Source organism: Pseudomonas sp. EA_35y_Pfl2_R111 (assembly GCF_963970955.1).
GTDB lineage: Bacteria > Pseudomonadota > Gammaproteobacteria > Pseudomonadales > Pseudomonadaceae > Aquipseudomonas.
The window spans coordinates 213,650-239,961 of record NZ_CAXAOM010000005.1; the positions used below are offsets into that span (position 1 = coordinate 213,650).

The following is a 26,312-nucleotide window of genomic DNA, read 5'->3' on the forward strand; positions in this document are numbered from 1 at the left end:
TAGCAGCCCTTTCTCTCACTCAACGCCCGCAAACCACTCAAAGAGATTCAGGCCTCGACACTGCTCCACTGCTTGCTCAGGCGCTTGTCCGAGACCGGCAGTCTGGTGCCGAGCTGTTGGGCGAACAGCGACACGCGATATTCCTCCAGCAGCCAGCGATACATCAGCAACTGCGCATCGCGTTTGCCTTCCTGGCGGTGCTTACCCAAGCGTGCCTGGTACTGCTCCCAATAACCGGCCAGCTCGCCACTCCAGACGCGGTCGCGTTGTACCTGGCCGGCGATCTTGTCCAGCCGCTGCTCGATGGCCTTGAGGTAGCGCGGTAGTTCCTTGAGCCACTGCGCCGGGGTTTCGCGGACAAAGCCGGGATACACCAGATTGCTCAGCTGCAGCTTGATGTCATTCAGCGCCATGGCCTGGGCCAGGTCGATTTTGCCTTTGAAACGCTTCTGCAGACCGTGCCAGAGCTTGAGAATTTCCAGGATCAGCTTGGCCTGGCGCTCTGCTTCACCGGTCCAGTCGCCGCGCTTGCGCTCGGCCAGCGCGGCTAAGCCTGCACCATCGCGCGGCAAAGGCTCGCTGCCTTCAAGAATGCAGCTGTCGAGGCTGGCCAGCAGAATATCTTCCACCAGCGCATCAACACGACCCATATCGCGGTAGAGCAGCGCCAACTCGGTCAGCCCCGGCAGCTTGCCGCGCAGAAACTTGGCTTGCTCACTCAACTGCTGCAAGAGCAAGCGCTGCAAGGCGCGACGATGCTGGAACTCGGCTTCGGCAAGAGTCGGGAAGCGCCCTTCCTTGACCACGCCAGCCTCCTCCACCAGCGCCGGGTAGACGGTCATGGACAGGCCAGCGACCTGTTGCTGGGTCTTTGCCGCCACTTCACTAAAGGCCTTGGCCTCCACCGGCTGCTGGCTCTTGGCGGTTTTCGGCAGAGCCAGGCCGGCCTGGGTTGCTTCACTGAAGCGCGCCGTCAGCTCGGCCAGGTCGCGGCCTTCACCGAGCAATTTGCCTTGATTGTCGACCACCTCGATATTCATCCGCAGATGGCCGTCCAACTGCGCCTCGGACTCAGCCCACGCCTCGTCGCTAACCCGCGCACCGGTCATGCGCGTCAGTTCGCGCCCGAGCGACAACGGCAAACTGCCCTCGGCAAATTGCACTTTACTCAGCGCCGCGCCGACGAAATCCGGGACAGGCACAAAGTTCTTGCGCAGCGCCTTGGGCAAGCCGCGAACCAGGGCCATGCACTTGGCTTCCAGCAGGCCCGGCACCAGCCACTCCAGGCGCTCAGGCGGCAGCTGCGGCAACAGCGGCGCAGGCACGCGCAGGGTTACCCCGTCACGCGGATGGTTGGGTTCGAAGTGATAACTCAGCGGCAGGGTCAGCTCGCCCAGACGCAGGGTGTCCGGGTACTGTGCGGCGGTGATCTCCTTGGCGTCGCGGGCGAGCACGTCCTCTTCACGCATGATCAGCAGCTGCGGGTTCTTCGCGCTTTCAGTTTTGTACCAACTGTCGAAGGTGGCGCTCTGGTAGATGTTCGCCGGCAGGCGCGCCTCGTAGTAGGCGTACAAGGTTTCTTCGTCGGCCAGAATGTCGCGCCGACGCGCCTTGGCCTCCAGCTCGTCGAGCTTTTCCAATAGCTGGCGGTTAGCGGTCAGGCACTTGGCGCGGCTGTGCATTTCACCGCCCACCAGCCCTTCGCGAATAAACAGCTCGCGCGAAATCACCGGTTCAATCGGGCCGAAATGCACGGCACGGCGACCGACTACGATCAGACCGTACAGGCTGATTTGCTCATAGGCCACCACTTGGCCGCGCTTCTTCTCCCAGTGCGGTTCGAGGTGGTTTTTCTTGATCAGGTGGCTGGCCAGCGGCTCGATCCAGTCCGGCTCGATCTTGGCCACCATGCGCGCAAACAGCTTGGTGGTTTCCACCAGCTCGGCGGCCATCAGCCAGCTGGGTTTCTTGCGACCGATCACCGAGGACGGGTGCACCCAGAAGCGCCGCTGACGCGCACCGAGATAGTCACCGTCTTCGGTTTTCTGGCCAATCTGACTGAGCAGGCCGGCAAGAATCGCTTTGTGTACCGCGGCATAACCCTTGCTGCGCTGAGCGGCCTGTTCTTTCTCCGCCAGTTCCTTTTCTTTCTGCACGGCTGAGAGCTGTGCTCCGGCATTCCGGCGGTCCTGGGGATTAGCCGTGGTGGACAAGCCTGCGGCGTTGTCCACCCTACGATCAGCGCCGTAGGGTGGATGGCCGGAGCCATCCACCTTCTTGCCAGCGCCGAGCTGCAAATCACGGGTAATCAGCACCAACTGACGGTGCGCATCGCGCCATTCGCGCAGGCGCAGGTAGTTCAGAAAATTCTTTCGGCACCAGCTGCGCAGCGCGCTTGAACCCAGGGCCTGGCGCTGTTCTTCAAAGCCGCGCCACAGGTTGATCAGTGCGGCGAAGTCGGAATCCACATCCTTCCATTGCGCATGGGCCTGGTCGGCAGCCTGCTGACGGTCGGACGGGCGCTCGCGCACATCCTGCACCGACAGCGCACTGGCGATGATCAGGATTTCTTCCAGACTGCCCTGCTTGGCCCCTTCCAGCACCATGCGGCCTAGGCGCGGATCCACCGGCAGGCGCGCCAACTGGCGGCCCAGCGGCGTCAGTTGCCCTTCGCGATTAACCGCCGAGAGCTCCTGCAGCAGGTTGAAGCCGTCACTGATGGCTTTGCCGTCTGGCGGCTCGATAAAGGGAAAGGCGTCGATCTCACCAAGGCGCAGATGGAGCATCTGCAAAATCACCGCCGCCAGGTTGGTGCGCAGAATTTCCGGATCGGTAAAGGCCGGTCGGCCGAGGAAGTCCTCCTCGCTGTACAGACGAATACAGATGCCCGGCTCAACCCGCCCGCAACGGCCTTTGCGCTGGTTGGCGCTGGCCTGGCTAATGGCCTCGATGGGCAGGCGCTGTACCTTGGCGCGGTAGCTGTAGCGGCTGATACGTGCCGTACCGCTATCAATCACATAGCGAATACCTGGCACCGTCAGCGAGGTCTCGGCGACGTTGGTGGCCAGCACGATCTTGCGTGCGCCCATGGGCGCGAAAATCTTCTGCTGCTCGGCCGGCGTCAGCCGTGCATACAGCGGCAGCACCTCGGTCATACGCAGGTTGGCCTTGCGCAGCACCTCAGCGGCGTCGCGAATCTCGCGCTCACCGGGCAGGAATACCAACACATCGCCGGGGCGCTTGCCCTCGGCCTTCTCGAAGGCGCTGATTTCATCCAGGGTGGCGAGAAGCGCCTGGTCGACGGAGAGGTCTTCCTCGACGCGGTTGCCGTCCTCGTCCTGCTCGGCGGTCAGCGGCCGGTACCAGGTGTCCACCGGGAAGGTGCGCCCGGACACTTCGACAATAGGTGCACCGCCGAAATGCGCGGAGAAGCGCTGCAGGTCGATGGTCGCCGAGGTGATGATCAGCTTGAGATCAGGGCGGCGCACCAGCAGGGTCTTCAGAAAGCCCAGCAGAAAGTCGATATTCAGGCTGCGCTCGTGGGCTTCGTCGACGATGATCGTGTCGTACTTTTCCAGGTAGCGGTCGTGCTGGGTTTCGGCCAGCAGGATGCCATCTGTCATTAATTTGATCAGGCTGCGCTCGTTGCTCTGGTCCTCGAAGCGCACCTGATAGCCGACCAGCTCGCCCAGCGGCGTGCCGATCTCTTCCGCTACTCGGGTGGCCACGCTGCGCGCCGCCAGGCGCCGTGGCTGGGTGTGGCCGATCAAACCATGCACACCGCGGCCCAGCTCCAGGCAGATCTTCGGCAGCTGCGTGGTCTTGCCCGAACCGGTTTCCCCGGCGATCACCACCACCTGATGCGCCGCGATGGCGGCCTTGATCTCGTCGCGCTTGGCGGCAATCGGCAGCGCATCGTCGTATCGCATCGCCGGCACACTGAGGCGGCGCGCCTCGACCTTGGCGCGAGAGGCCTCAAAACGCTGCAGCCACTGCGCCAGTTTGGCTTCGTCTACCGGCGTCTGCTTGCGCAACTCATGCAACTGGCGGCGCAGGCGATGGCGGTCGCCCAGCAGGGTCTGGTCGAGGTTTTTCAGCAGTTGGTCAACGGCGGGCGTGGCTTCGGTCATCGGGTAATCGCGGGGTGGGGTCAAGGGTAAGAGCAGGAAGGCGGCGATTGTCGCATTTTTGCCTGGGGGAAAACGACCAAAGGACAGAAAGCAAAAAGCCCATCGGCGATGGGCTTTTCTACTGAGGGAATGGGCTTAAACGGCGGACACGTCGTCAGCCTGCAAGCCCTTCTGCCCCTGGGTCACGGCGAACTCGACCTTCTGCCCTTCGAGCAGGGTCCGATGGCCTTCGCCACGGATGGCGCGGAAGTGTACGAATACATCCGCGCCGCTCTCGCGCTGAATAAAGCCATAGCCCTTGGAATCATTGAACCACTTGACGGTGCCTGTCTCGCGCTCAGCCATTATCTGTGTCTCCAGCATGCAGTTTTTATTGTTTGGCGCAGCCTGCAGGCGAGTGCCCGGCCATCACCGAAGGCCGAGTATAAAACAGCGTTTATGGCTGAAAAGGACTTTTTGCCGGCAGGCTGCAGGCCATACAGGACAAGCTATGCAGCGATATTTACGGGCTGGGATTGTGCAAGATTGCAGACGTAGGATGGGTTAGCCGCGCAGCGGCGTACCCCATCGCAAAAGCCAGAACAGCATGGGTATCGCAAAGCTCAACCCATCCTACGTCGATGGCGACAGCTTGTTTAATCGCGCTCAGACCACATCACGCCACCGGTGGCCCAGTCGCCCTTTTTCACTTCCTCGAAGATCACATCAACCGCGCTGGCGTCGCAGCCGAGCACGGTGGTCGAGGCGTCGGTCAGGGCTTTGGCGTACTCGCGTTTGATCTCATCGGAGCGGCCTTCGAATATTTTGACCAAGAGGGTGGGCATCTAATTAATCCTCATAACAGGTGAAACAGGACTGGTTAGATCGGTCACGGCGATCCGCTTGGCGCATCTGCGCGGGGGCATTATCTGACCGGGACGACAGAAAAACAAAGGGCCGCATAAAGCGGCCCTTTGCAGGTGCAGACGGGATCAGCCGTGACGGCGCCTGCGCCACAACCACAGCGCCAGCACGCCGAGGGTCAGCAGCAACGGCACCAGGGCGATATTGAGGAACTTAAGCTTACTGCCCAGGGCCTCGATATCGGCATTCAGCTGATAGCGCACGTCGCGCAGTTCCTTGCGGATCGCCAGTTTCTGCTGCACAAACTGCTGCACTGCGGCCTGTTGCTCCGGCGTCAGCTCCAGGGCCTTGCTCGGATCATCACTGCGCTGCAGGGCCGCAAGCTTCTGCTCGGTATCGGCCAGCTGGGTTTGCAGAGCCTGCTCCTTCTCGCGGAACTTGACCTCGGCCTCACGCTGGATGGCGTCCACCACCTCGAACGGACGGGTAAAGCGACCGCGCGAACGCACGCTGATCAGCGCTTCGGAACCGGCCAGGTTGTCCAGGGCGTTGATCGCGAAACCGGCGTTGTCTGCCCACGGCTGCGGAATACGCTGGCCGAAGAAGTCCTGCACCTGCACCCACATGCGGTCGGTAAGCATGTCGGTGTCGGCCACGACGATCACGTTGATATTATCCGCCTGCTTGAGGCCATCCTTCTGCCCTTCGATGCCGTCCGGGAAGGCCGTTTGCGCCGGGCCACTGATACGCGCCGCCAGGGTATAGCGCTCGCCAGTGGGTTCCAGCTCGCGGATCAGCTCTTCCGGGTTGGCCAGCATGCCGAAGCGTTTTGCATCATACGGCATGGCGTACTGCGAGCTGCGAATCAGCGGAGTGAACTGGGTTTTCGCGCCTTCCAGCTGTTCCAGCATACCGGCGGTGGCGACCGTCATGTTCTCCAGCGAGGCGGTACTGATGTCGTCCTTATCCAGGGCGTTTTTCGGCAGGCTTAACCAGGCGGCATGGCGTACCGGGCGCTGGCCCTCGCCCATGCTGACCGACATAGCGTAGGAGCCGTCGCCGAGCACCTGGTCCGGCACCATACGCAGGCCCCAGGCCTTGAACAGCTCCGGCAGGTCGGAGGCTTTGTCGACCACCATTTCGCCAGGCATTTCGGCCTGGGTATCGGCCTCGCTGAACGGGTCGACAAAGGTCAGCAACTTGCCGCCGCGCAGGACGAATTGGTCAATCGCATACAGCGTCTGCTCGGGCAGCTGCTTGGGGTGAATCAGCAGCAGTACCGAGACGTTCTCGGGAATCAGATCGACATCGCGCTTGAGGCTTTCGATCTGGAACAGCTGGCGAATTTCCTCGATCAACATCCAGGCAGGTGTCGGCTGACGCGCCGCCATGTCGAAGCCGCCATTGACCTGCAAGCCGGCGAGCACGCCGACCACCGGCCGCTCGGGCTTGGCCAGGCTCTGCACCAGACGGCTGAGCTCGTATTCAAGAAACTCTTCCTGATCCAGGGCGAAGAACGGAATCACCTGGGTCTGGCCTTCGGCATTCTTGCCGGCCAGGCCGAAGTAGATCGAGTCGCCACCCTGCTGCAGCGGAATGCCCTGCAGGCCGAATTCGGCGGCCTTGTCTTCGTCCTCGGAGAACGGCGCCGGGTCGATGATCGTCAGCTTGAGTTTGCCATCAGCCTCACGCTGGTAGGCCTTGAGCATTTCCTCAACGCGCTTGGCGTAGGTACGCAGCGCCGGCAGGTCCTTGGTCGCGGTATCGGAGTAGAAAAAGTTCAGCTCCACCGGCTCATCCAGCTCGGCAAGAATCTGCTCGGTGCCGCTTGAGAGGGTGTAGAGCTTCTGCTCGGTCAGATCCAGCCGCACGCCACTAAGGCTGACGCTGGAGAACAGGTTGAAGGCGAGAAACGCCAGGGCAATGAGTGCAAGCCCGGCGCTGGAAACCATCAGCTTTTTCATGGGCGGCCTCAGTCAGCTTTCTTCAGGTCGATAACCACCGCCGTCGCAGCCAACCAGGCGGCGATCAGGGTGAGGAAATACAGCAGGTCGCGCAGATCGATCACGCCCTTGCTGATCGCATCGAAACGGGTCAGGAAGCTCAAGGACGCCACTGCATCAATCACCCACTGCGGTGCCCAGGCGCTAAAACCGTCGAGCACCATGGGGAAGCCGCTGACGATAAACAAGAAGCACACGCTGACCGACAGAATGAAGGCGATCACCTGGTTCTTCGCCAAGGCCGACATGCACGAACCAATCGCTAGATAAGCCCCCGCCAGCAGCCAACTGCCGATATAGCCAGTGATGATCGCGCCGTTATCAGGCTCACCGAGGTAGTTGACGGTGATGATCATCGGGAAGGTCAGCAGCAGCGCCAAACCGGCAAACACCCAGGCGGCGAGAAACTTGCCGGTAACCGCATCAAAACGGGTGATCGGCAGGGTCATCAGTAGTTCGATGGTGCCGCTCTTGCGCTCCTCGGCCCACAGGCGCATGGCAATCGCCGGCACCAGAAACAGATACAGCCAGGGATGGAAGTTGAAGAACGGCGCGAGGTTGGCCTGGGCGCTCTCGAAGAAGCCGCCGAGGTAGAAGGTGAACACTCCGGACAACACCAGAAAGATCAGGATAAATACGTACGCCAACGGCGTCGCGAAATAGCTCGCCAGCTCGCGTTTGAAAATCACCGACAGCTTGGTCATACGCTCTCCCCCCGGGTCAGGCTGCGGAACACTTCGTCCAACCGCCCGCGTTCGACATTCAACTCCTTGACCTGCCAACCACGCTCGGCGATCAGCGCATTGACCTGCGGAAAGATCACCTCACCCGGTTTGGCGAGGATGCTCAGCCCGTGTTCCAGAGCGTTTTCTTCCACCTCGGCAACGCCCGGCAAGGCAGCCAGCGCGGCCTGATCCAGCGGCTCGGCGGCAACCAGGGTGACGGCCTGGTGGTAACGCGAGCGGCTTTCCAGCTCCAAGGGCGTGCCATCGGCTAGCAGTTTGCCGTCGGCGATCACCACGGCGCGGGTGCACACCGCTGAGACTTCTTCGAGGATGTGGGTGGAAATAATCACGATCTTGTCGTGGGCCAGGCTCTGGATCAGCTTGCGCACCTGGTGCTTCTGATTCGGATCGAGGCCGTCGGTTGGCTCGTCGAGGATCAGCACCTTGGGATCATGCAGTATCGCCTGGGCAAGGCCAACGCGGCGCTTAAAGCCTTTCGAGAGGGTCTCGATCGACTGCTCAAGTACAGCCTGCAGCTCCACCTGAGCCACCGCCTTGGCCACCCGCTCGCGCTTCTCGGCACCCTTGAAGCCACGCACCTCGGCAATAAACTCGAGGAAGCTGCGCACCGTCATATCGCCGTAGCACGGCGCGCCTTCGGGCAGATAACCGATCTGCCGCTGGGCCTTAAGGGTGTCTTTCTGGATATCAAACCCGAGGATGCTGGCACTGCCCGACGTCGGCGCAAGAAAACCAGTGAGCATCTTCATGGTGGTGGATTTGCCGGCGCCATTAGGGCCGAGAAAGCCCAGCACTTCACCGGGCTGAACGCTGAAGGACAGGTTGTCCACCGCAGTGTGCTGCGCAAAACGCTTGGTTAGGTTTTTTATTTCGATCATGGCCTCTCACCATTGCGGTAACAGGCCCTGCTTGCAGCCGGTAATGACGCAAGCCGGGCGCTTATGTGCCGGCGGACTATAAGGAGTCACGCGCGGCCAGCGCAAGCGAAGAACCGGCGAGTCATGTATCTGTTCGCTACAGCGCAACAGAACAATTAATAGAGAGATTTAGAGTCTGCTCAAGATCTCGCGAGCTAGAGCCATGCAAGGCGCTACGTTAGTAACAGCCTTCGGCTGGTCAAACAGGCGAGGAAGCGGAGTGTACTGTTGTACATGAGCATTACTCGTTTCACTCGCCCTTCGGGTCGCGCTGAAGCGCGTTAGCCGCGCGCGGCCTGCCGAGCCTGTTTTCAACGCAGCAGGGCCGACGCGCAGCAGATCTTGGGCTGGCTCTACAGAGTGCCGCGCAGGGCCTTCTCGAACAGCTGACTGTACTGCGCAGCGGTAAAGGCAATCGGGTTGGTGCCGGCAGAGGGATCGACCTCGGCCATCTGTCCGACCTGTTCGATGCGGGTGTCATCGATGCCGATCTCGCCCAGGCTGTGCGGGATGCCGACCTGTTCACGCAGCGCCATCACCCACTCCAGTACGCCGCTAAAACCGGGTTTGGCCAGGTTCAGGTAACGCGCCATTTTCTCCATTTGCGGTTCGATGCGCTCGCGGTTGGCCACGAGCACATAGGGCATCAGCACCGCATTGAGCAGGCCGTGGTGAGCGTCGTACAGCGCGCCCAGCGGATGGGCCAGGGCATGCATGGCACCGAGGCCGCGCTGGAATGCGGTCGCGCCCATGCTCGACGCCACCAGCATCTGCAACCGCGCTTCAACATCCGCGCCCTGCGCCACTGCGCGCGGCAGATACTGCTGCACCAGGCGCATGCCTTCCAGGGCAATGCCCTCGGCCATAGGGTGAAACAGCGGCGAACAGAACGCCTCCAGGTTGTGCGACAGTGCATCCATACCGGTCGCTGCGGTGATCTTGGCCGGCAGGCCGAGGGTCAGTTCAGGGTCGAGGATCACCAGCGCCGGCAGCATGCGCGCATGGAAGATGATGCGCTTGATATGCACTTCATCATCGGTGATCACCGAGGCGCGGCCAACTTCCGATCCGGTGCCGGCCGTAGTCGGCACCGCCACCACCGGGGCCATGCCGGCGACGTTGACACGGTTGCAGTTATCGCCGATGTCCTCGAAATCCCACAATGGCCGGTCCTGGCCGACCATTAGGGCAATCGCCTTGCCGGCATCCAACGCCGAGCCGCCGCCAAAGGCGATCACCCCATCATGTTTGCCGGCCTTGAATGCGGCAACCCCGTCCATCACGTTCTGCCCGGTGGGATTGCCCTTGATGCCATGGAACAACCCAGCCTTGAGGCCATCATCGCGACAATGCAGCAACGCGCGGTCAATCATTGGCAAAGCCGCCAGGCCAGGGTCGGTGACCAGCAGCGGTGCACTCATGCCCAATTGCCGGCAGGCCGCAGGCAATTCGCTGACACGGCCAACGCCGACACGCACCGAGGTCGGGTAATTCCAGTTCATGCGGTAGTGATTCAGGTCCATGGGCGCCTCATAACTGAGTCTTGAAGTGAAAGGATTTCGGCCGAGTGACGTGCTCGAATCCGACGCTGGACAGGGTGCAACCGCGCCCGGAGTTCTTCACCCCGGTCCAGGCCAGCGCCGGGTCGAGGTAGTCACAGCGGTTGAGAAACACCGTGCCCGCCTCCACCCGCTCGGCCAGGGCCATGGCGGCGTCGACGTCACGGCTAAAGATCGCGGCCGTCAGGCCGAACTCGCTGTCATTCATTAGCGCCAGGGCTTCTTCGTCATCCTTGACCTTCTGGATGCCTACCACTGGGCCAAAGGATTCCTCGGTCATCACGCGCATGCCGTGATGCACATTGGTCAGCACCTGCGGCGCCAGGTACTGCGAACCGGGATGGTCCAGGGCAAAGTCGGCCGGCACCAGGTGCGCGGTGGCACCCTGTTCGATAGCATCGTGAATCTGCCCACGCACAAAATCTGCTGCTTCGGCGCGCACCAACGGACCAAGGGTGGTATCCGGATCATCGGAGCGGCCCAGCTTGTACTGTTTGACCAGCGCCACCGCCTGCTCGACAAAGGCGTCATACAGCGATTCATGCACATAGATGCGCTCGATGCCGCAGCAGGATTGCCCGGAGTTGAAGAATGCTCCATCAATCGTGGTTTCCACCCCATGGGTCAGATCGGCATCAGCCCGTACATAGGCCGGGTCCTTGCCGCCCAGCTCTAAACCGATGCTGAGAAAGCGCCCCACCGCTACCCGCTCGACCATGGTGCCGCCCGGCACCGAGCCGGTGAAGGCCACATGAGCGATAGTCGGCGCCTGAATCAGCGCCTCGGTTTCGCCGTGGCTCAGGTGCAAATACTGGAACACCCCGTCCGGCAAGCCAGCTTCGCTGAAGGCTTCCACCATGCGCTCCGCGCACAGCGGGGTTTGCGCCGAGTGTTTGAGCAGCACCGCATTGCCCGCCAACAGCGCCGGCATCACCGCGTTTACGGCAGTCAGGTAGGGGTAGTTCCACGGCGCGATAACCAGGGCCACACCCAACGGTTCGCGGCGGATAAAGCGAATAAAACCGGGCTTTTCTGGCACCTGGATATCCGCTAGGGCCTGTTCGGCGATATCCGCCATATAACTGGCACGCTCGACAAAACCGCGCACCTCGCCTGCGGCATAGCGGATCGGCCGGCCCATCATCCAGCAAAGCTCTTCGGCCAGCAGGGTTTCCTTGACGGCGAAGGCGCTAATCGCCTTGCGAGCGATGGCGATACGCTCGGCCAACGGGGTTTTCTTCCAGGCCTGCTGCGCCAGCTCGGCCTTGACCAGCGCGGCTTGAATCTCGGGATTGGAAGCCAGATGGCGCTCGACATACACCGAGCCGTCGATGGGGGAAATGCATTGCAGTTTGCTCATTGCTTGCACCTTAGAATTTTGTCGCGAACAACAGGTAAGTCTGCTGTGACTCTACAAGCCTGGATTTCGTAGGGTGGATGACGCTTTACCCATCCACCAATACGCTGGTGGATGAAAACAGCGTCATCCACCCTACCCAGCACCTCTAGCCCCTGTGTCTAGTGCGCCTGCTGCGAGACAGGGCATCAGATGATTTCGAAGTAGCGATCCAGCTCCCAGTCGCTGACATGACGGCGGTATTCGCGCTCTTCCCACTCGCGACTGGCGGCGAAGTGCTCAACGAACTCATCACCAAACAGCTCCCGCGCAGCCGTCGAGGCCTTCAGCCGTTGCGCGGCGTCCCACAGGGTTCGCGGCAGAGCCAGTTCTTCCGGGTGTTTCATGGCGTAGGCGTTACCCACCACCGGCTCGGTGGGCTCCCACTGCTGCATCACCCCGTACAGGCCGGAGCCAAGCGCTACCGACAGTGCAAGGAACGGATTGCCATCGGCCGCGCCCAGGCGATATTCCTGGCGCTGAGATTTGTCGCTGCCAGGAATCACCCGCAACGCAGCGGTGCGGTTTTCCACGCCCCAGGTGGCATCGGTGGGTGCCCAAAAGCCGGGGATCATTCGCCGATAACTATTCAGCGTAGGCGCGACCATGCACAGGAACTCCGGCATCAGGCGCTGCTGTCCGGCGAGAAAATGGCGCTGAATCGTGCTCATATTGTGCGCCTGACTGGGGTCGTAGAACGCCGACTTGCCGCTGGCCAGATCACGCAGCGAAACATGGATATGCCCGCTTTGCCCCGGATACTTGCCCGACCACTTGGCCATAAAGGTGGCCATCAGACCGTTGCGCTGGGCCAGCACCTTCATAAAAGTCTTGAACAGCGCGCCCTTGTCCGCGGCATCTTCGGCGCGGTCATAGGCAATCGCCGCCTCCAGCACGCCAGGGCCGGTTTCGGTGTGCAGGCCTTCGATGGGAAAGTCCATGCGCTCGGCCATTTCGAGAATCTCGTGGTACAGCTCGGCGTGCACCGAGTTGCGGATCATCGAATAGCCGAACCAGTCCGGAGTAAAGGGCTTGAGGTTGCGAAAACCCTTCTCGCGAGCCGACTCTGGGGTTTCATCGAACATAAAGAACTCATATTCCAGCGCGGCAAAGGCATCGAAGCCCATGGACTTGCAGCGCTCCACCACACGGCGCAGGGTGCCGCGCGGACAGACCTTTTCCGCCGCCTCGGCAAACTCACAGATAAACAGCAGCATGCCGTTTTCGAACGGCAAGTCGCGGCAGGTGTGCGGCAACACCCGCACCGGCGCATCGGGGTAGCCGGTGTGCCAACCGGTGTACTGGGCGTTGTCGTAGAGCTGGTCCTTCACGTCCCAGCCGAGCACCACATCGCAGAAGGCAAAGCCGCTGTCGAGGGCAGAGAAAAACTTGCTGCGGCTGAGGTATTTGCCGCGCATCACCCCATCGTTATCAAACACCCCGACCTTGATATGACTAAGGCCCCGTTCTTCGACAATGCGCTTGGCATCCTGAACGGTTTTCACGTCTCGCGGATTGAGCATAAATGCACCTGTCTCTTGTTGTTATGACTGTCGTTATGGCCGACATCCGGGGGCAACAACAGAGTCTCAAGCGCATCCCCACAACACCCACATAACGCGCTCTGACTACCACCCAACGCCTGTTAGAACACCCGGCAAAAAGCCTGTTCAGTGTGGTACAGGATTGGGAAGTTGGCTGGCTGATCCGGGAAATATCTGCTGTTTGCCACAGCTGCCGCGCCGCACACAGCAAAACGCCCGCGCTTGATGGCGCGGGCGTGGTTTTGCAGGCGGCTTAACGCGATCAACGATACGGCGCGCCCGCCTTGGCCATCAGCGCGTTGTACTTTTTGAAGATCTCCACCACGCGGGCGCAGCGTGGGCTGGTTTTGGCGATTTCGTCCCAGAACTTCAGCGCCTCGGCTTCCACCGTGGCCCATTCTTCGGCCGGGATGGAGGTCAGCTGTAGCTTGCCGCCTTCGACCCGCAGTTGCGCCTCCCCTCCCCAGTACCAGTGTTGGCGGTAGTAGTTAGAGCTGTCCATGCACAGCTTGAACAGGGTTTTCAGATGCTCAGGCACCTCGGCCCAACGGTCCGAGTTGGCGAAGTAAGAGCCGCACCAAGCACCGGAAATGTTGTTGGTGAGGAAGTATTTGGTCACGTTGGCCCAGCCGACGGTGTAGTCCTCGGTGATGCCGGACCAGGCAATGCCGTCCAGCTCGCCGGTCTGCATGGCTACTTCAACGTCTTCCCAAGGCAGGGTTACCGGGATCACCCCAAAGCGGGAGAGAAATTTACCGGCAGTGGGGAAGGTAAAGATGCGCTTGCCCTTGAGGTGTTCGAGCTTGGTAATCGGCTCCACCGTGGCGAAGTGGCAGGGGTCCCAAGCACCGGCGCCGAGCCAGGTCACGCCTTTGACTTCGCCATAGGCCTCGGCCCAGATTTCGTTGAGGCCATACTTTTCGAACAGCACCGGTACATCCAGGCTGTAACGGGTGGCAAACGGGAAGTAGCCGCCGAACACCGAAATATCCACGGGCGCGGCGATGGAGTCGTCATCGCTCTGCACCGCATCGATGGTGCCCTTCTGCATGGCGCGGAACAACTCGCCAGTCGGTACCAGCTGGTCGGCGTAATACAGCTGGATTTCCATCTCGCCGTTGGCGGCCTTGTTGAAGGCGTCGATGGATGGTTTGATCACATGCTCGCCCAATGCCGCGCCGGCATAGGTCTGCAGGCGCCAAACGATTTTCTTTGGTTCGGCGGCGTAGATATGCGCCGGCCCCAATGCCGTTGCCCCTGCTGCCCCGGTAGCGACCGCGGCGGTTTTCAGAAAACTGCGTCTCGTACTCATGCTGTTATCTCCAGACGTGTCGATTCAGATCGTGACGATTCAGATGGCATACAACCGCACTGCCTGACCCACGGGGCGCGGCAGGGTTTTCAGAGGGGCAAGCTGTACCTGATTGCGACAAAGCCCTTGAGGATTGCGTACGGCATAAGCGCCACACGCCGCAGCAATCCTCACTGGCTTCTATAGGTACAACTGCGCTGGCCTACAGCTGAAATTCATGTGCTCATCCGCCGTAATGCCACTGTGGCAACCACAGGGCGATCTGCGGGAAGACCATGACCAGCACCAGCGCCAGCACCATGATCAGCACGAATGGGGTAACCGAGACGTAGATGTCACGCAGTGAGACTTCTGGCGGAGCCATGGCGCGCATCAGGAACAGGTTGTAGCCGAATGGCGGGGTCATATAGGCGATCTGGCAAGTGATGGTGTAGAGCACGCCATACCAGACCAGGTCGAAGCCCAGAGCGCCGACTAACGGAATATAGAGCGGGGCGACGATCACCAGCATCGCGGTGTCATCGAGGAACATACCCATGATGATGAACGACAGCTGCATCAGGATCAGCACCTGCCAGGGCCCCAGGCCGAGGCTGTCGAGGAAGAAAGCCTCAATCGCCTTGACCGCGCCTAGGCCGTCGAATACAGCGCCGAAGCACAGGGCGGCGAGGATGATCCACATAAACATGCAGCTGATGCCGAGGGTCTTGCGCAGGGTTTCTTCCATCACGCTGCGGGTCAAGCGGCCTTTAACCAACGCCATCAGGGTGGCCGCCGCGGCGCCCACCGCCGAGCTTTCCACCAGGCTGGTGATGCCCATGAGAAACAGCCCGGTCATGCAGAAGAAGATAAACAGCGGCGCGATGCCGGCCTTGAGTAGCAGCAGCTTTTCCTTGCGGCTGATCTGCCCGCGCTCCTCCTCGGACAGCGCCGGCCCCAACTCAGGCTGCAAGCGGCAACGAATAGTGATGTAGAGAACAAACAGCCCGGCCATCAGCAAACCCGGCAACACCCCAGCCAGCCACAGCTGGCCGACAGGCTGGCGAGCAATCATGCCGTACAGCACCAGCACCACGCTTGGCGGAATCAGAATGCCCAGGGAGCTGCCGGCCTGAATCACCCCGGTGACCATGATCTTGTCGTAGCCACGGCGCAGCAATTCCGGCAAGGCGATGCTCGCACCGATGGCCATGCCGGCCACGCTTAGGCCATTCATCGCCGAGATCGCCACCATCAGGCCGATGGTGCCGATGGCTAGGCCGCCATGGAGCGGCCCCATCCAGACGTGGAACATTTTGTAGAGGTCTTCCGCCAGCCCCGACTCGGAGAGCATGTAACCCATGAATACGAACAGCGGCAGGGTCAGCAACGGGTACCACTTCATCAGCTTCATGGCGGCGCTGAAGGCCATCTCCGAACCGCCATCGCCCCACAGCATCAGCGCCGCCGCCACCGCGACAAAACCAATCGCGCCAAATACCCGCTTGCCAGTAAGCAGCAGCAACATCATCGAGGAGAACATCAGCAGGGCTATCAGCTCGTAATCCATTACAGCGGTTCCCCCCGCGCGGCGGCGATGTCCTTGAACAGGGTAGCGAGTGCCTGCAGCAGCATCAGCGCGATGCCGATGCACATGATGATCTTGATCGGCGCCATGGGGGGCGACCAGGCCGAGTAGCTGGTTTCGCTGTATTCAAGGGCGTATTGGGTCGAGGAAATACCCCCGTAGAGCAGCAGTACCAGATAGAAAATCAGAAAGCCGATGGTGATCGCATCGATGATCGCGCGGGCCCGTGGCGACCAGCGGCTGTAGAACAAATCCATGCGCACATGGGCATCAAGCTGCATCGAATAGGCGCCGCCAAGCAGGAAGTAGGCGACCATCAGAAACTGCGCCGATTCCAGCGTCCAGGCGGCCGGCATAAAGAAGGTTTTAGTGATTGAGGAATAGAGCAGCACGCCGAGAATGGCGAAGATCAGGTACATGGCGAAGCGCCCGACAACGCGGTTGAGCGCCTCCACTGCGTGCACAAACAGCCTGATGGCCTTGGGCATACTGCACCTGCCGAATAATTGTTATTCCGAGAGCCTAGACCAAGATTGGCCAAAGCCAATCAGCGCAAGCTGAGGTAGCACAAAGCACGCCAGCTCTTTTGCGCAGGTAATCTCTCTCGAAATATCAGCAGCTTAGTGCGGTACAAAAAACTGCTGTAACGCCCGGCTAGCCCTCTAGAAAGCCCATCAGCACCGCCACGGTGCGCGCGTGGTCCTCTTCTTGGGGCACATGGCCCAAGTCGTCGAACAGCACCAGTCGGCTGCCCTTGATATCGCGCTTGAAGCGCTCGCCATTGACCGGCGGAATCAACTCATCGCGGCCTCCCCAGATAATCAGCGTCGGCACCTTGAGCTCAGCAATACGCGTGTAGCTCTGCCCCGCTTCGGCCTGAATAAAACGCTGGCGCAAGGCTTCGCGGTTACCCGCGCGCAGGGTCAGCTCGTAGTAGCGATCAATCAATTCATCGCTGACCTTATCCGGGTCGCCATAGACGTTGCGCAGGCTTGCCTCGATCATCGAGCGCGGCAGCAGATTGGCCATCAGCGGCGCCAACGCAGGGATCTGCGCCAGGCGAAAGCCGATGGGAATGGAGGTGGCATTGCGCGGGTAACCGGCCGCATCCACCAGCACCAGCCGCTCGACGCGCTGCGGATGGTCAAGGGCAAACTGCCAGGCCAGTTGCCCGCCAAAACTGTTACCCGCCACCACCGCGCGCGGCACTTGCAACTGATCCAGCACATGACTGAGGAAGGCGCTGTAGTGGGCCATGCGGTAATCGCCATCGGGGAATGGCCCGGTCAAGCCGAAGCCCGGCAGATCGAGGCTGATCACCCGACGTTTGCTTTGCAACGCAGCGACCCAGCCTTCCCAGGTGTGCAGGCTGGCCGAGGTGCCGTGCAGCAATACGATAGGCACGGGGTCATCCCGTGGGCCTTGATCACGCAGGTGCACGAGCATGCCATCAATGGCCAGAAACTCGGATGGCGGCATGGCCCAGCGCGACTTGAGTTCCGCCAGGGAACGATCCGGGGCCCAGTTCCAGGCAACCGCTGCGGCAAGGCTGATCAGCAGCAACAGGAGAAGGGATACGGATATCTGCACAACACGTTTCATAGTCGGTACCTGATGACGAGGCACTGGCAATACTAGTCAACGACTCGCAGCTTGCCTGTGACCGTTGTGTACCAACCGGTTGTAGGAGCGGCCCATGGCCGCGATAAGGGCTTCGCGGCCATGGAACTAGGCGCCCCCCGCTCTTCCGATATGCAGACGAAAAAAAGCCCCGATGTGCCGGGGCTTGAGGAGTGTTGCGCCGTTTTGCGACGCACACGATAAAACGGGTATTTAGAGCCTGTTGCGGATCTCGCGACGCCGCAGATCCGAGTAGGTTGTTAAACCAGGCTGGTCAATGCATCACGACTAAACGGCAGAATGTCCTGCTCGCGGCCATCGCGTACTTTTACCGCCCAATCCGGGTCGACCAGCAGTGCGCGGCCTACAGCCACCAGGTCAAATTCCTGCTTGTTCAGACGCTCCAGCAGGTTTTCCAGGCTGGCCGGCTGGGCCACCTTGTCGGTGTTGACCATAAACTGGAGGAACTCGCCATCCAGGCCGACGCTGCCAACGGTGATGGTTGGTTTGCCGGTGAGCTTGCGCGTCCAGCCAGCCAGGTTCAGTTCCGAGCCGTCGAACTCTGGCTCCCAGAAGCGGCGCGTCGAGCAATGGAAGATATCCACGCCGGCGTCAGCCAATGGTTTGAGGAAGGCTTCCAGGGCTTCCGGGGTTTCCACCAGACGGGCGCTGTAGTCCTGCTGCTTCCACTGCGAGAAGCGGAAGATGATCGGGAACTCAGGGCCGACTGCGGCGCGCACAGCCTGGATCAGCTCGATGGCAAAGCGTGAACGCTGCGCCAGGTCACCACCGTATTCGTCGGTGCGCTGGTTGCTGCCGGCCCAGAAGAACTGGTCGACCAGATAGCCGTGGGCACCGTGGATTTCCACGCCGTCCATGCCGATGGCCTTGGCATCTTTGGCGGCTTGAGCGAAGGCCGCGATCACTTCCTTGATGTCGTTCTGGGTCATGCCATGCACAACCACGTTGCCTTCTTTGATTTTCTCGCTCGGGCCGTAGCCTGGGACGCTGGCGTCCGGCTCGGTGCCCAGCTTGCGCACATTGCCCACGTGCCAAAGTTGCGGAACGATCTTGCCGCCTTCGGCATGCACGGCCTCGACCACTTTCTTCCAGCCGGCCAGGGCATCTTCACCGTAGAAACGCGGCACATTCGGGTAACCGTTGGAGGCCTTGTGACCAACGGTGGTGCCTTCGGTAACGATCAAGCCAACGCCGGCAGCCGCGCGGCGACGGTAGTACTCGATAACCTTGCTGTTCGGTACGCCGCCCGGGGAAAAGGATCGGGTCATTGGCGCCATAACCACACGGGTCGGCAGCTCCAGATTGCCCAGGCTAAAAGGTTGGAACAGCGCTTTAACGGGATCGGTCATCATCATTCCTCGGGGCGGCCAAAGCGCCGCTACTGGTTAATAGGGGTTGCTATCAGGCCTGCAGCAACAGCTGCAGGCGATGGATAAAGTCAGTCAGAGCGCGGGTGTTGTTCGCCACCTTGAGCCGGGTCAATGCACCTTGCCAGGCGTTGGCGATAAAGCTCGCCAGGTTGCGGCAATCCTCATCAGCGGCCAGTTCACCGGCGGTTTGTGCCTGTTCCAGGCAAGCCTGCAGGGTGTCCGCCGAGGACTGCAGAATCGCATCGACCTGCGCGCCCAGGGTCGGCGACAGCTCGGCCATCTCGAAGCTCAGGCTACCGATAAAGCAGTGGTATTCCAGGCGTTCCTGGCGAGCGAAGTGCTCCACCAGCTCGGCGTAGTAACCGAGGATACGTTCGCGTGGGCTGAGCGCCGGATTGCTCAGGGCTTCGGCATAACGCGCCAGACGTGGCTGATAGACCTGCTGCAGGGCCTGCAGGGCAAAGTCTTCCTTGCTGGCGAAGTAGTGGTAGAAGGAGCCTTTCGGCACCCCCGCCGCCTGCACGATTTCCTGCACGCCGGCACCGTGATAACCACGACGGGTCATCACCTCGGCGCCTTTGGCGAGGATCAGGTCACGCTTGTCGAGTCGAATGCTGGAGTTCATGCCGACAAGAATATGACCGGTCGTCTCGCCTCGCCCAGCACTATTGATTTGCGTGATTATAGGTAAGAAGCAGAGCGGGTTTTAGAAACGACAAAGCCGCGAACAGGTCGCGGCTTTGTGGGCAGGCGTGAGCCTTAATCAGCGCGGCACGCGCTGACTCGGCGTTTAGCCGCGAGCGGCTTTGATCACGTCTATATAGGGTTCAGCAAAGCGTTGATCCTGGATCAGCGCGATAAAGTCATTGCCCTGAGCATCCTTGGCGTTCAGGTCGTAACCGGCCTCAACAAAGAAGCCGACAAAGCGCTCGAAATCATCGATACGCAGGCCACGGTAGGCCTTGACCAGCTTATGCAGCGACGGCGGCGTGGCATCGGCCGGTTCCACGCTGAGGAACAGCTTGATCGGCTCGTCACCAATCTCTTCGCCAATCACCTGTTTCTTGTCTTTACGCATCGTTCACTCCAGCTAACCAGGCCACACGGGGCCGGCAGTGTACCTCCGGGGTGGGCAATGGCTCAACGGAAGCAGTTCAGCCGACTTTTCTAACACGAGCCACGTATGGGTAACAGCCGACTTAGGTCAACACCGACCACCGCGCCCCGCCCTTATACTGCGCCCAGACACCCGGGAGTCATTATGTCGCTGCCCTTACCGCCGCTGTTCTCCGCCTGGCGCCAGACCCTGCGCGCCGGCTACGGCTGGAAAAACCTGCGCAGCGACCTGAGCGCCGGCGTTACGGTGGGCATTATCGCCATTCCGCTGGCCATGGCCCTAGCGATTGCCGTCGGCGTGGCGCCGCAGCACGGTCTCTATACGGTGCTAGTTGCCGGTACGCTGATCGCCCTGTTTGGCGGCTCACGCTTTAACGTATCCGGGCCGACCGCCGCCTTTGTAGTGATTCTGCTGCCAGTCACCCAGCAATTTGGCCTCGGTGGACTGCTGCTCTGCACCCTGATGGCCGGACTGATCCTGATTGCCCTCGGACTGATGCGCGCCGGACGCTTGATCGAATTTATCCCCTACCCGGTCACACTGGGTTTTACTGCCGGCATCGGCATTGTTATCGCAACCTTGCAGATCAAGGACCTGCTCGGCCTGCGCCTGACCAGCGCGCCGCATAATTACATCGAACAACTCAACGGCCTGCTGCAGGCCCTGCCCAGCCTGCAACTGGGTGACTGTCTGGTGGCGCTGGTGTGCCTGGCGACACTGCTCTTATGGCCACGCTGGGTACCGAAGATCCCCGGGCATCTGGTGGCGCTGACGGTCGGCGCGCTGCTCGGGCTGCTGCTGGAAAGCCTGCAGATACCCGTGGCAACCATTGGCGAGCGCTTCAGCTACAGCCTGAATGGCATCGAACACCCGGGTATTCCGCCGTTTCTGCCGAGCTTTATCTGGCCCTGGCAGTTACCGGGTGCTAATGGCCAACCGCTGGTGGTGAGCTTCGAGCTGTTCCGCCAACTGCTCGCCCCGGCCTTTGCCATCGCTATGCTCGGGGCGATTGAATCGCTGCTGTGCGCGGTAGTCGCCGATGGCATGACCGGCAGCAAGCACGACCCCAATGGCGAGCTGATCGGTCAGGGCATCGGCAATCTGGTTGCGCCACTGTTCGGTGGCATCACCGCTACCGCCGCGATTGCCCGCAGCGCCGCCAATGTACGTGCCGGGGCTTACTCGCCGATGGCCGCCATCGCCCACGCCGGCGTGGTGCTGATCGCCATTCTGTTTCTCGCGCCCCTGTTCAGCTACCTGCCAATGGCGGCGCTGGCAGCCTTGCTGCTGATAGTGGCGTGGAACATGAGCGAGCCGCGGCATGTACGGCATACCTTGCGCATCGCCCCACGCAGTGACGTGCTGGTACTGCTGACCTGCCTGATTCTTACCGTGCTGTTCGATATGGTGCTGGCCGTGGGCGTCGGCCTGCTGCTGGCCGCCGGGCTGTTTATCAAGCGCATGAGCGACCTGACCGATACCGAAGCGCTGCCCAAGCACTTTCACCAGGCGCTTAATGACCTGCCCGAACACGTGCTGGCCTACGCCATTCGCGGGCCGCTGTTCTTCGGCGCAGCAGAAAAAGCCCTGAGCGTGCTGCGTCGTTTTACTCCAGGAGTGAAGGTGGTGATCGTCGATATCAGCGCTGTACCGCTGTTGGATATGACCGCCATTGCCGCACTGGACAATGTGCTGCGCGACTACCGCGAGCAACACGTCGCCCTGGTACTCAGCGGACCAACGCCACAGGTGCGCCTGCAATTGCGCCGCGCCGGGATCGTGCGCGTTGAAGGGCAACTGGCCTATGTGCGTGATCTCGCCCAGGCCAGGGAAAAGGCCCTGCGCTGGCTGGCGCCAAAGGCCGATGAGGAATCATCAGGCTAGCAAGGTAGGGTGGATAACGCGCAGCTTATCCACCATGGACCTTATTGGTGGAAACACACTTCGAGGTTTTCCACCCCACAAAGGCGGTGCTTACAACCCTTTAACCGCGTAGATACCCGGCGCATTACGCCAGTAGCCCTTGTAGTCCATGCCGTAGCCAAACACATAGCGATCAACGCAGGACATGCCGACGTAATCAGCCTTGAGGTCAGGACGCGCTTTGCGGTCGTGAGTCTTGTCTACCAGCACGGCGATGCGCACGTTCTTGGCACCGGCATGCCGGCAAAAATCGATGATTGCACCGAGGGTGTGCCCTTCATCGAGGATGTCGTCGATGATCAGCACGTCGCGGTCGATAAAGGAAATTTCCGGCTTGGCCTTCCAGAACAGCTCGCCGCCGCTGGTTTCATTGCGGTAGCGGGTGGCGTGCAGGTAGGACAACTCCAGCGGGAAGTTGAGCTTGGGCAGCAGCTTGCCGGAGAAGATCAACCCGCCATTCATCACGCAAAACACCACAGGGTTGCTGTCAGCCATCTCGTTGTTGATGGCGGCGGCCATGGCCTCAATGGCCACTTCGACCTCGGCATTGCTGTGCAGGCAATCGGCTTCGGCCATAACTTGGCGGATGTGCGCGAGATCGACGGACATGCTGTTTCCTCTTGGGGCTGGGACGGCCAGAGCAGAAAGCTGATCAAGACGTCAAAATAAAAGCCGGCAAAGGTACGCATCCGCCCCTGACAGAGCAAGCCCCAGCAGACCAATTGCGACAATTGCACGTAATCGACGACATTTACCGGCCAATTACCGCTAACACCCATGGATGACGCAGCTATTGGCATAGCCAATGCTTTAATCTAACGCAATTTTACGCCCGTCCAGCCGGAGACCCCGCTATGCCCATCCTTGAGATCCGCCACCCGCTGATCCGCCACAAACTCGGCCTGATGCGCCGCGCCGATATCAGTACGAAGAACTTTCGCGAGCTGGCCCAGGAAGTCGGCGCACTGCTGACCTACGAGGCAACCAAGGATCTGCCACTGGAAAACTATGAGATCGAAGGCTGGTGCGGCACCGTGCAGGTGGAAAAGATCTCCGGCAAGAAGATCACCGTGGTGCCGATCCTGCGTGCCGGCATCGGCATGCTTGAAGGCGTACTCAGTCTGATCCCGGGCGCCAAGGTCAGCGCCGTGGGCGTGGCGCGCAACGAGGAAACGCTGCAAGCGCACACCTACCTGGAAAAACTGGTGCCGGAAATCGACGAGCGCCTGGCGATGATCATCGACCCGATGCTGGCTACCGGAGGCTCGATGGTCGCCACCATCGACCTGCTGAAGAAAGCCGGCTGCAAGGAAATCCGCGCCATGGTTCTGGTTGCCGCGCCGGAAGGGATCAAGGTGGTCAACGACGCACACCCGGACGTGACCATTTACACCGCCTCCATCGATCAGCGCCTGAACGAACATGGCTACATCATTCCCGGCCTCGGTGATGCCGGCGACAAGATCTTCGGCACCAAACAGAAGGACGCCTAAGCATGCAGGACGAATACAACGACCCACTCTGGCGTCAGGGCATTTCCGGCGCGCAGATGCTGTTTGTAGCGTTCGGCGCCCTGGTGCTGATGCCGCTGATCACCGGCATGGACCCCAACGTTGCACTGTTCACCGCTGGTATCGGCACCTTGCTGTTCCAACTGGTGACCGGTCGCCAGGTACCGGTTTTTCTCGCCTCCAGCTTCGCCTTTATCGCACCGATTCTCGCCGCCAAGGGTGAGTTCGGCCTGCCGGCTGTACTCGGCGGCATCATTGCTTCCGGGCTGGTATATATCCTGCTCAGCGCGGTGGTAAGGGTTAAAGGCGCCGGTTTTATCGACCGCCTGCTGCCGCCGGTAGTGATTGCGCCGGTGATCATTTCCATCGGCCTGGCACTCTCGCCCGTGGCGGTGAACATGGCCATGGGCAAAGCCGGTGATGGCAGCGCGCAGCTGGTGCCGTATGAAACCGCGATGCTGATTTCCATGTCGGCACTGATCACTACCGTTCTGGTCGCGGCCATGGGCCGTGGCCTGCTGCGCCTGGTGCCAATCCTTGCGGGGATTATCGTCGGCTGCATCGTTGCCGCGTTCTGCGGGGTGATCGACACCAGTAATGTCGCGGCTGCTCCTTGGCTGGCGATTCCGGCCTTCGTAACGCCTGAGCTGCACTGGGGCGCAATCCTCTACATCGTTCCGGTCGCTTTGGCGCCGGCTATTGAGCATATCGGTGGCGTGGTAGCGATCGGCAGCGTGACCGGCAAAAACTTTATCAAGAAGCCCGGCCTGCACCGCACCCTGCTCGGCGACGGCCTGGCCACCTCAGCTGCCGGCCTGTTCGGCGGCCCGCCCAACACCACCTATGCGGAAGTCACCGGCGCGGTGATGCTGACCAAGAACTACAACCCGAAGATCATGACCTGGGCGGCCTGCTTCGCCATCGGCCTGGCCTTTGTCGGCAAGTTCGGCACCGCGCTACAGAGCATTCCGGTACCGGTGATGGGCGGCATTCTCTGTCTGCTGTTCGGCTCCATCGCGGTGGTGGGCCTGAACACCCTGATCCGCCATCAGGTCGACCTGTCCGAGGCGCGCAACCTGATCATCGTGTCGGTAACCCTGGTGTTCGGCATCGGCGGCATGGTGATCGGCAACAGTGATTTCGCCCTCTCCGGCATTTCCCTATGCGCCATCTGCGCCCTGGTACTCAACCTGGTCCTGCCGGGCGGCCACGGCTGGCGCGACAAGACCGTGCTGGAAGAGCCTGACCTGTAAACCGCGCCCAGTAAAAAGCCCCGCACTGCGGGGCTTTTTTATTGCTGGTTAAACTCAGGCAGCGTTGGCCGACCACCCCTGCAACCGCACCACACTCTCGCGATAGGGCTTAAGGCCCATGCTCAGCAGCACAATGGAGCTGAATACGGCAATGCTGGTGACGATCAGCAGCGAGTAGCGCAGCGCCATGTCATCGGCGAACACATAGTCGGTGACCAGGGCCACCGCCGTCGGGCCGATGCCCAGGCCGATCAGGGTGATAACAAACAGATAGATCGCCGAGGCCTGCCCGCGCATCGAGTTGGGCATGATTTCCTGGATCGCCGCCGGCGCCACGCCAAACGGCATGCTCAGGAAAAACACCGCCGGCGCGGTGAGAATCGCGGCCCAGAGCGCAGTTTCCATCAGCGGGAAGGCCAGCACGAAAGGCACCGCGCCAATGGCCGCATACAGACCGACGCGCATATTCGCGTCGCTACTGCCGCGCTTGGCCATCCAGTCGGCCAGGCGGCCGCCGAAGACGATACCCAGGCAGCCGAACACCGCCACGATGCTGCCGTAGACGATGCCGACCTGACCGGCGTCCCAGCCGTAGGTACGAATAAAGAAGGTCGGAATCCACGCCGCACTGCCATAACCGGCAAACGCCAGACCAGCAAAACCGAAGTTATGGCACAGCACAGTGCGCCGGTTGGCGCGGATATAACGGCCAACATCGACTAGCGGCACCGCCACCCCGGCCCCCACACCGCGCCGCGCTGGTTCCTTGACCGCCAACATCAGCAGGGTGAACAACACGCCGGCGGCGCCGAGAATCAGAAAGATCAACTGCCATGGCCGCACTTCGCCAAACACCGGCAGCATCACATCACCCTGAGCCGAGGCAAACTGAATCACCAGCCCACCGAGCAAAAAAGCGATGCCGGAGCCGAGATAGACGCCCATGGAATACACACTAATCGCCGTGGCACGGCGCTCGGCCGGAAAGCTGTCGGCAATCAGCGAGTAGGCTGCCGGCGACAGCGCCGCCTCGCCAACGCCGACACCAATGCGGCACAGCAGAAAATGCCAGTACAGCTTGGCCATGCCGCAAGCCGCGGTGGCGGCACTCCAGAACAGCACGCCGATAGCAATCAGCCCACGCCGGCTCTTGGTATCGGCCAGACGGCCCAGGGGTATGCCGCAGACGGTGTAGAACAGCGCAAATGACAGGCCCATCAGCAGGCTCATCTGCGTGTCACTGATCATCAGATCACGGCGGATCGGGCCAACCAGCAGGTTGAGGATCTGCCGATCGATAAACGACAGCACGTACGCCACCATCAGGATGGCGACCGTTACCCAGGCGCGGGTAGCAGAGGGATAGCCGTTATTGTTGTTGGGCACTGGCAGTCTCCTCGGCACCGCTGGTGCGGTGCACGACGGTTAAAAGAACTGCCAGCTTAGGCCGATATCCAGGGCGATGAGTATCGCCCTTAGG

The 26,312-nt window shown here is 61.0% G+C and carries 21 protein-coding genes; 3 read left to right on the forward strand and 18 right to left on the reverse strand.

What is annotated here, in order from left to right:
- Nucleotides 1-47: 47 nt before the first annotated feature.
- The 16 genes from hrpA to AACY25_RS18755 form a co-directional block, all read right to left on the reverse strand.
- A complete protein-coding gene (gene hrpA / locus AACY25_RS18680; RefSeq protein WP_339526737.1) occupies nt 48-4,130 on the reverse strand; it encodes an ATP-dependent RNA helicase HrpA in 4,083 nt (1,360 codons plus the stop codon).
- 135 nt (nt 4,131-4,265) lie between these two features.
- Nucleotides 4,266-4,475: a cold-shock protein gene (locus AACY25_RS18685; RefSeq protein WP_090251540.1), complete on the reverse strand. Its 210-nt coding sequence runs from the start codon at nt 4,473-4,475 to the stop codon at nt 4,266-4,268.
- 290 nt (nt 4,476-4,765) lie between these two features.
- Nucleotides 4,766-4,954: a 4-oxalocrotonate tautomerase gene (locus tag AACY25_RS18690; protein WP_339526633.1), complete on the reverse strand. Its 189-nt coding sequence runs from the start codon at nt 4,952-4,954 to the stop codon at nt 4,766-4,768.
- Between the two features lie 147 nt (nt 4,955-5,101).
- Entirely contained in the window at nt 5,102-6,937 is a 1,836-nt protein-coding gene (locus AACY25_RS18695) for a GldG family protein (protein ID WP_339526635.1), read from the reverse strand.
- 8 nt (nt 6,938-6,945) lie between these two features.
- Nucleotides 6,946-7,680, reverse strand: a complete 735-nt coding sequence (locus AACY25_RS18700; protein WP_339526636.1) for an ABC transporter permease subunit — start codon at nt 7,678-7,680, stop codon at nt 6,946-6,948.
- Nucleotides 7,677-8,600: an ABC transporter ATP-binding protein gene (locus tag AACY25_RS18705; RefSeq protein WP_339526638.1), complete on the reverse strand. Its 924-nt coding sequence runs from the start codon at nt 8,598-8,600 to the stop codon at nt 7,677-7,679. The genes AACY25_RS18700 and AACY25_RS18705 overlap by 4 nt, the downstream gene beginning before the upstream one ends.
- A gap of 392 nt (nt 8,601-8,992) precedes the next feature.
- Nucleotides 8,993-10,162, reverse strand: a complete 1,170-nt coding sequence (locus tag AACY25_RS18710; protein ID WP_339526639.1) for an iron-containing alcohol dehydrogenase — start codon at nt 10,160-10,162, stop codon at nt 8,993-8,995.
- A 7-nt stretch (nt 10,163-10,169) separates the two neighbouring features.
- Nucleotides 10,170-11,558, reverse strand: a complete 1,389-nt coding sequence (locus AACY25_RS18715; protein WP_339526640.1) for an aldehyde dehydrogenase family protein — start codon at nt 11,556-11,558, stop codon at nt 10,170-10,172.
- 185 nt (nt 11,559-11,743) lie between these two features.
- A complete protein-coding gene (locus AACY25_RS18720) occupies nt 11,744-13,117 on the reverse strand; it encodes a glutamine synthetase family protein (RefSeq protein WP_339526642.1) in 1,374 nt (457 codons plus the stop codon).
- A 283-nt stretch (nt 13,118-13,400) separates the two neighbouring features.
- A complete protein-coding gene (locus AACY25_RS18725; RefSeq protein ID WP_339412533.1) occupies nt 13,401-14,450 on the reverse strand; it encodes a TRAP transporter substrate-binding protein in 1,050 nt (349 codons plus the stop codon).
- A gap of 223 nt (nt 14,451-14,673) precedes the next feature.
- Nucleotides 14,674-15,999 carry a TRAP transporter large permease gene (locus tag AACY25_RS18730; protein WP_339526644.1) on the reverse strand — a complete coding sequence of 442 codons (1,326 nt, stop codon included), beginning with the start codon at nt 15,997-15,999 and terminating at the stop codon, nt 14,674-14,676.
- Entirely contained in the window at nt 15,999-16,505 is a 507-nt protein-coding gene (locus AACY25_RS18735) for a TRAP transporter small permease subunit (protein WP_339526646.1), read from the reverse strand. The genes AACY25_RS18730 and AACY25_RS18735 overlap by 1 nt, the downstream gene beginning before the upstream one ends.
- A gap of 166 nt (nt 16,506-16,671) precedes the next feature.
- Nucleotides 16,672-17,619, reverse strand: a complete 948-nt coding sequence (locus tag AACY25_RS18740) for an alpha/beta fold hydrolase (RefSeq protein WP_339526648.1) — start codon at nt 17,617-17,619, stop codon at nt 16,672-16,674.
- A 278-nt stretch (nt 17,620-17,897) separates the two neighbouring features.
- Nucleotides 17,898-19,007, reverse strand: a complete 1,110-nt coding sequence (locus AACY25_RS18745) for an NADH:flavin oxidoreductase (RefSeq protein WP_339526649.1) — start codon at nt 19,005-19,007, stop codon at nt 17,898-17,900.
- Nucleotides 19,008-19,059: 52 nt separating this feature from the next.
- The gene (locus AACY25_RS18750) at nt 19,060-19,653 is read right to left on the reverse strand and encodes a TetR/AcrR family transcriptional regulator (RefSeq protein WP_339526650.1); all 594 of its coding nucleotides are present in this window, start codon (nt 19,651-19,653) and stop codon (nt 19,060-19,062) included.
- 165 nt (nt 19,654-19,818) lie between these two features.
- Nucleotides 19,819-20,106 (reverse strand): PA4642 family protein, encoded by a 288-nt coding sequence (locus AACY25_RS18755; RefSeq protein WP_339526652.1) that lies wholly within the window; start codon nt 20,104-20,106, stop codon nt 19,819-19,821.
- Nucleotides 20,107-20,289: 183 nt separating this feature from the next.
- On the opposite strand from AACY25_RS18755, the gene dauA reads away from it, so the two are divergent.
- Entirely contained in the window at nt 20,290-22,029 is a 1,740-nt protein-coding gene (dauA, locus tag AACY25_RS18760; protein ID WP_339526654.1) for a C4-dicarboxylic acid transporter DauA, read from the forward strand.
- 90 nt (nt 22,030-22,119) lie between these two features.
- Here dauA and AACY25_RS18765 read toward each other — a convergent pair whose 3' ends face one another.
- Nucleotides 22,120-22,677, reverse strand: coding sequence for a hypoxanthine-guanine phosphoribosyltransferase (locus AACY25_RS18765; protein WP_339526655.1), 558 nt, complete (start codon nt 22,675-22,677; stop codon nt 22,120-22,122).
- Nucleotides 22,678-22,922: 245 nt separating this feature from the next.
- Between AACY25_RS18765 and upp the strand changes: the two genes are divergently transcribed.
- Nucleotides 22,923-23,561, forward strand: a complete 639-nt coding sequence (gene upp / locus AACY25_RS18770; protein WP_108487097.1) for a uracil phosphoribosyltransferase — start codon at nt 22,923-22,925, stop codon at nt 23,559-23,561.
- 2 nt (nt 23,562-23,563) lie between these two features.
- Entirely contained in the window at nt 23,564-24,832 is a 1,269-nt protein-coding gene (locus AACY25_RS18775; RefSeq protein WP_339526657.1) for a uracil-xanthine permease family protein, read from the forward strand.
- 54 nt (nt 24,833-24,886) lie between these two features.
- Here AACY25_RS18775 and AACY25_RS18780 read toward each other — a convergent pair whose 3' ends face one another.
- Nucleotides 24,887-26,218 (reverse strand): spinster family MFS transporter, encoded by a 1,332-nt coding sequence (locus AACY25_RS18780; protein WP_339526659.1) that lies wholly within the window; start codon nt 26,216-26,218, stop codon nt 24,887-24,889.
- Nucleotides 26,219-26,312 lie beyond the last annotated feature (94 nt).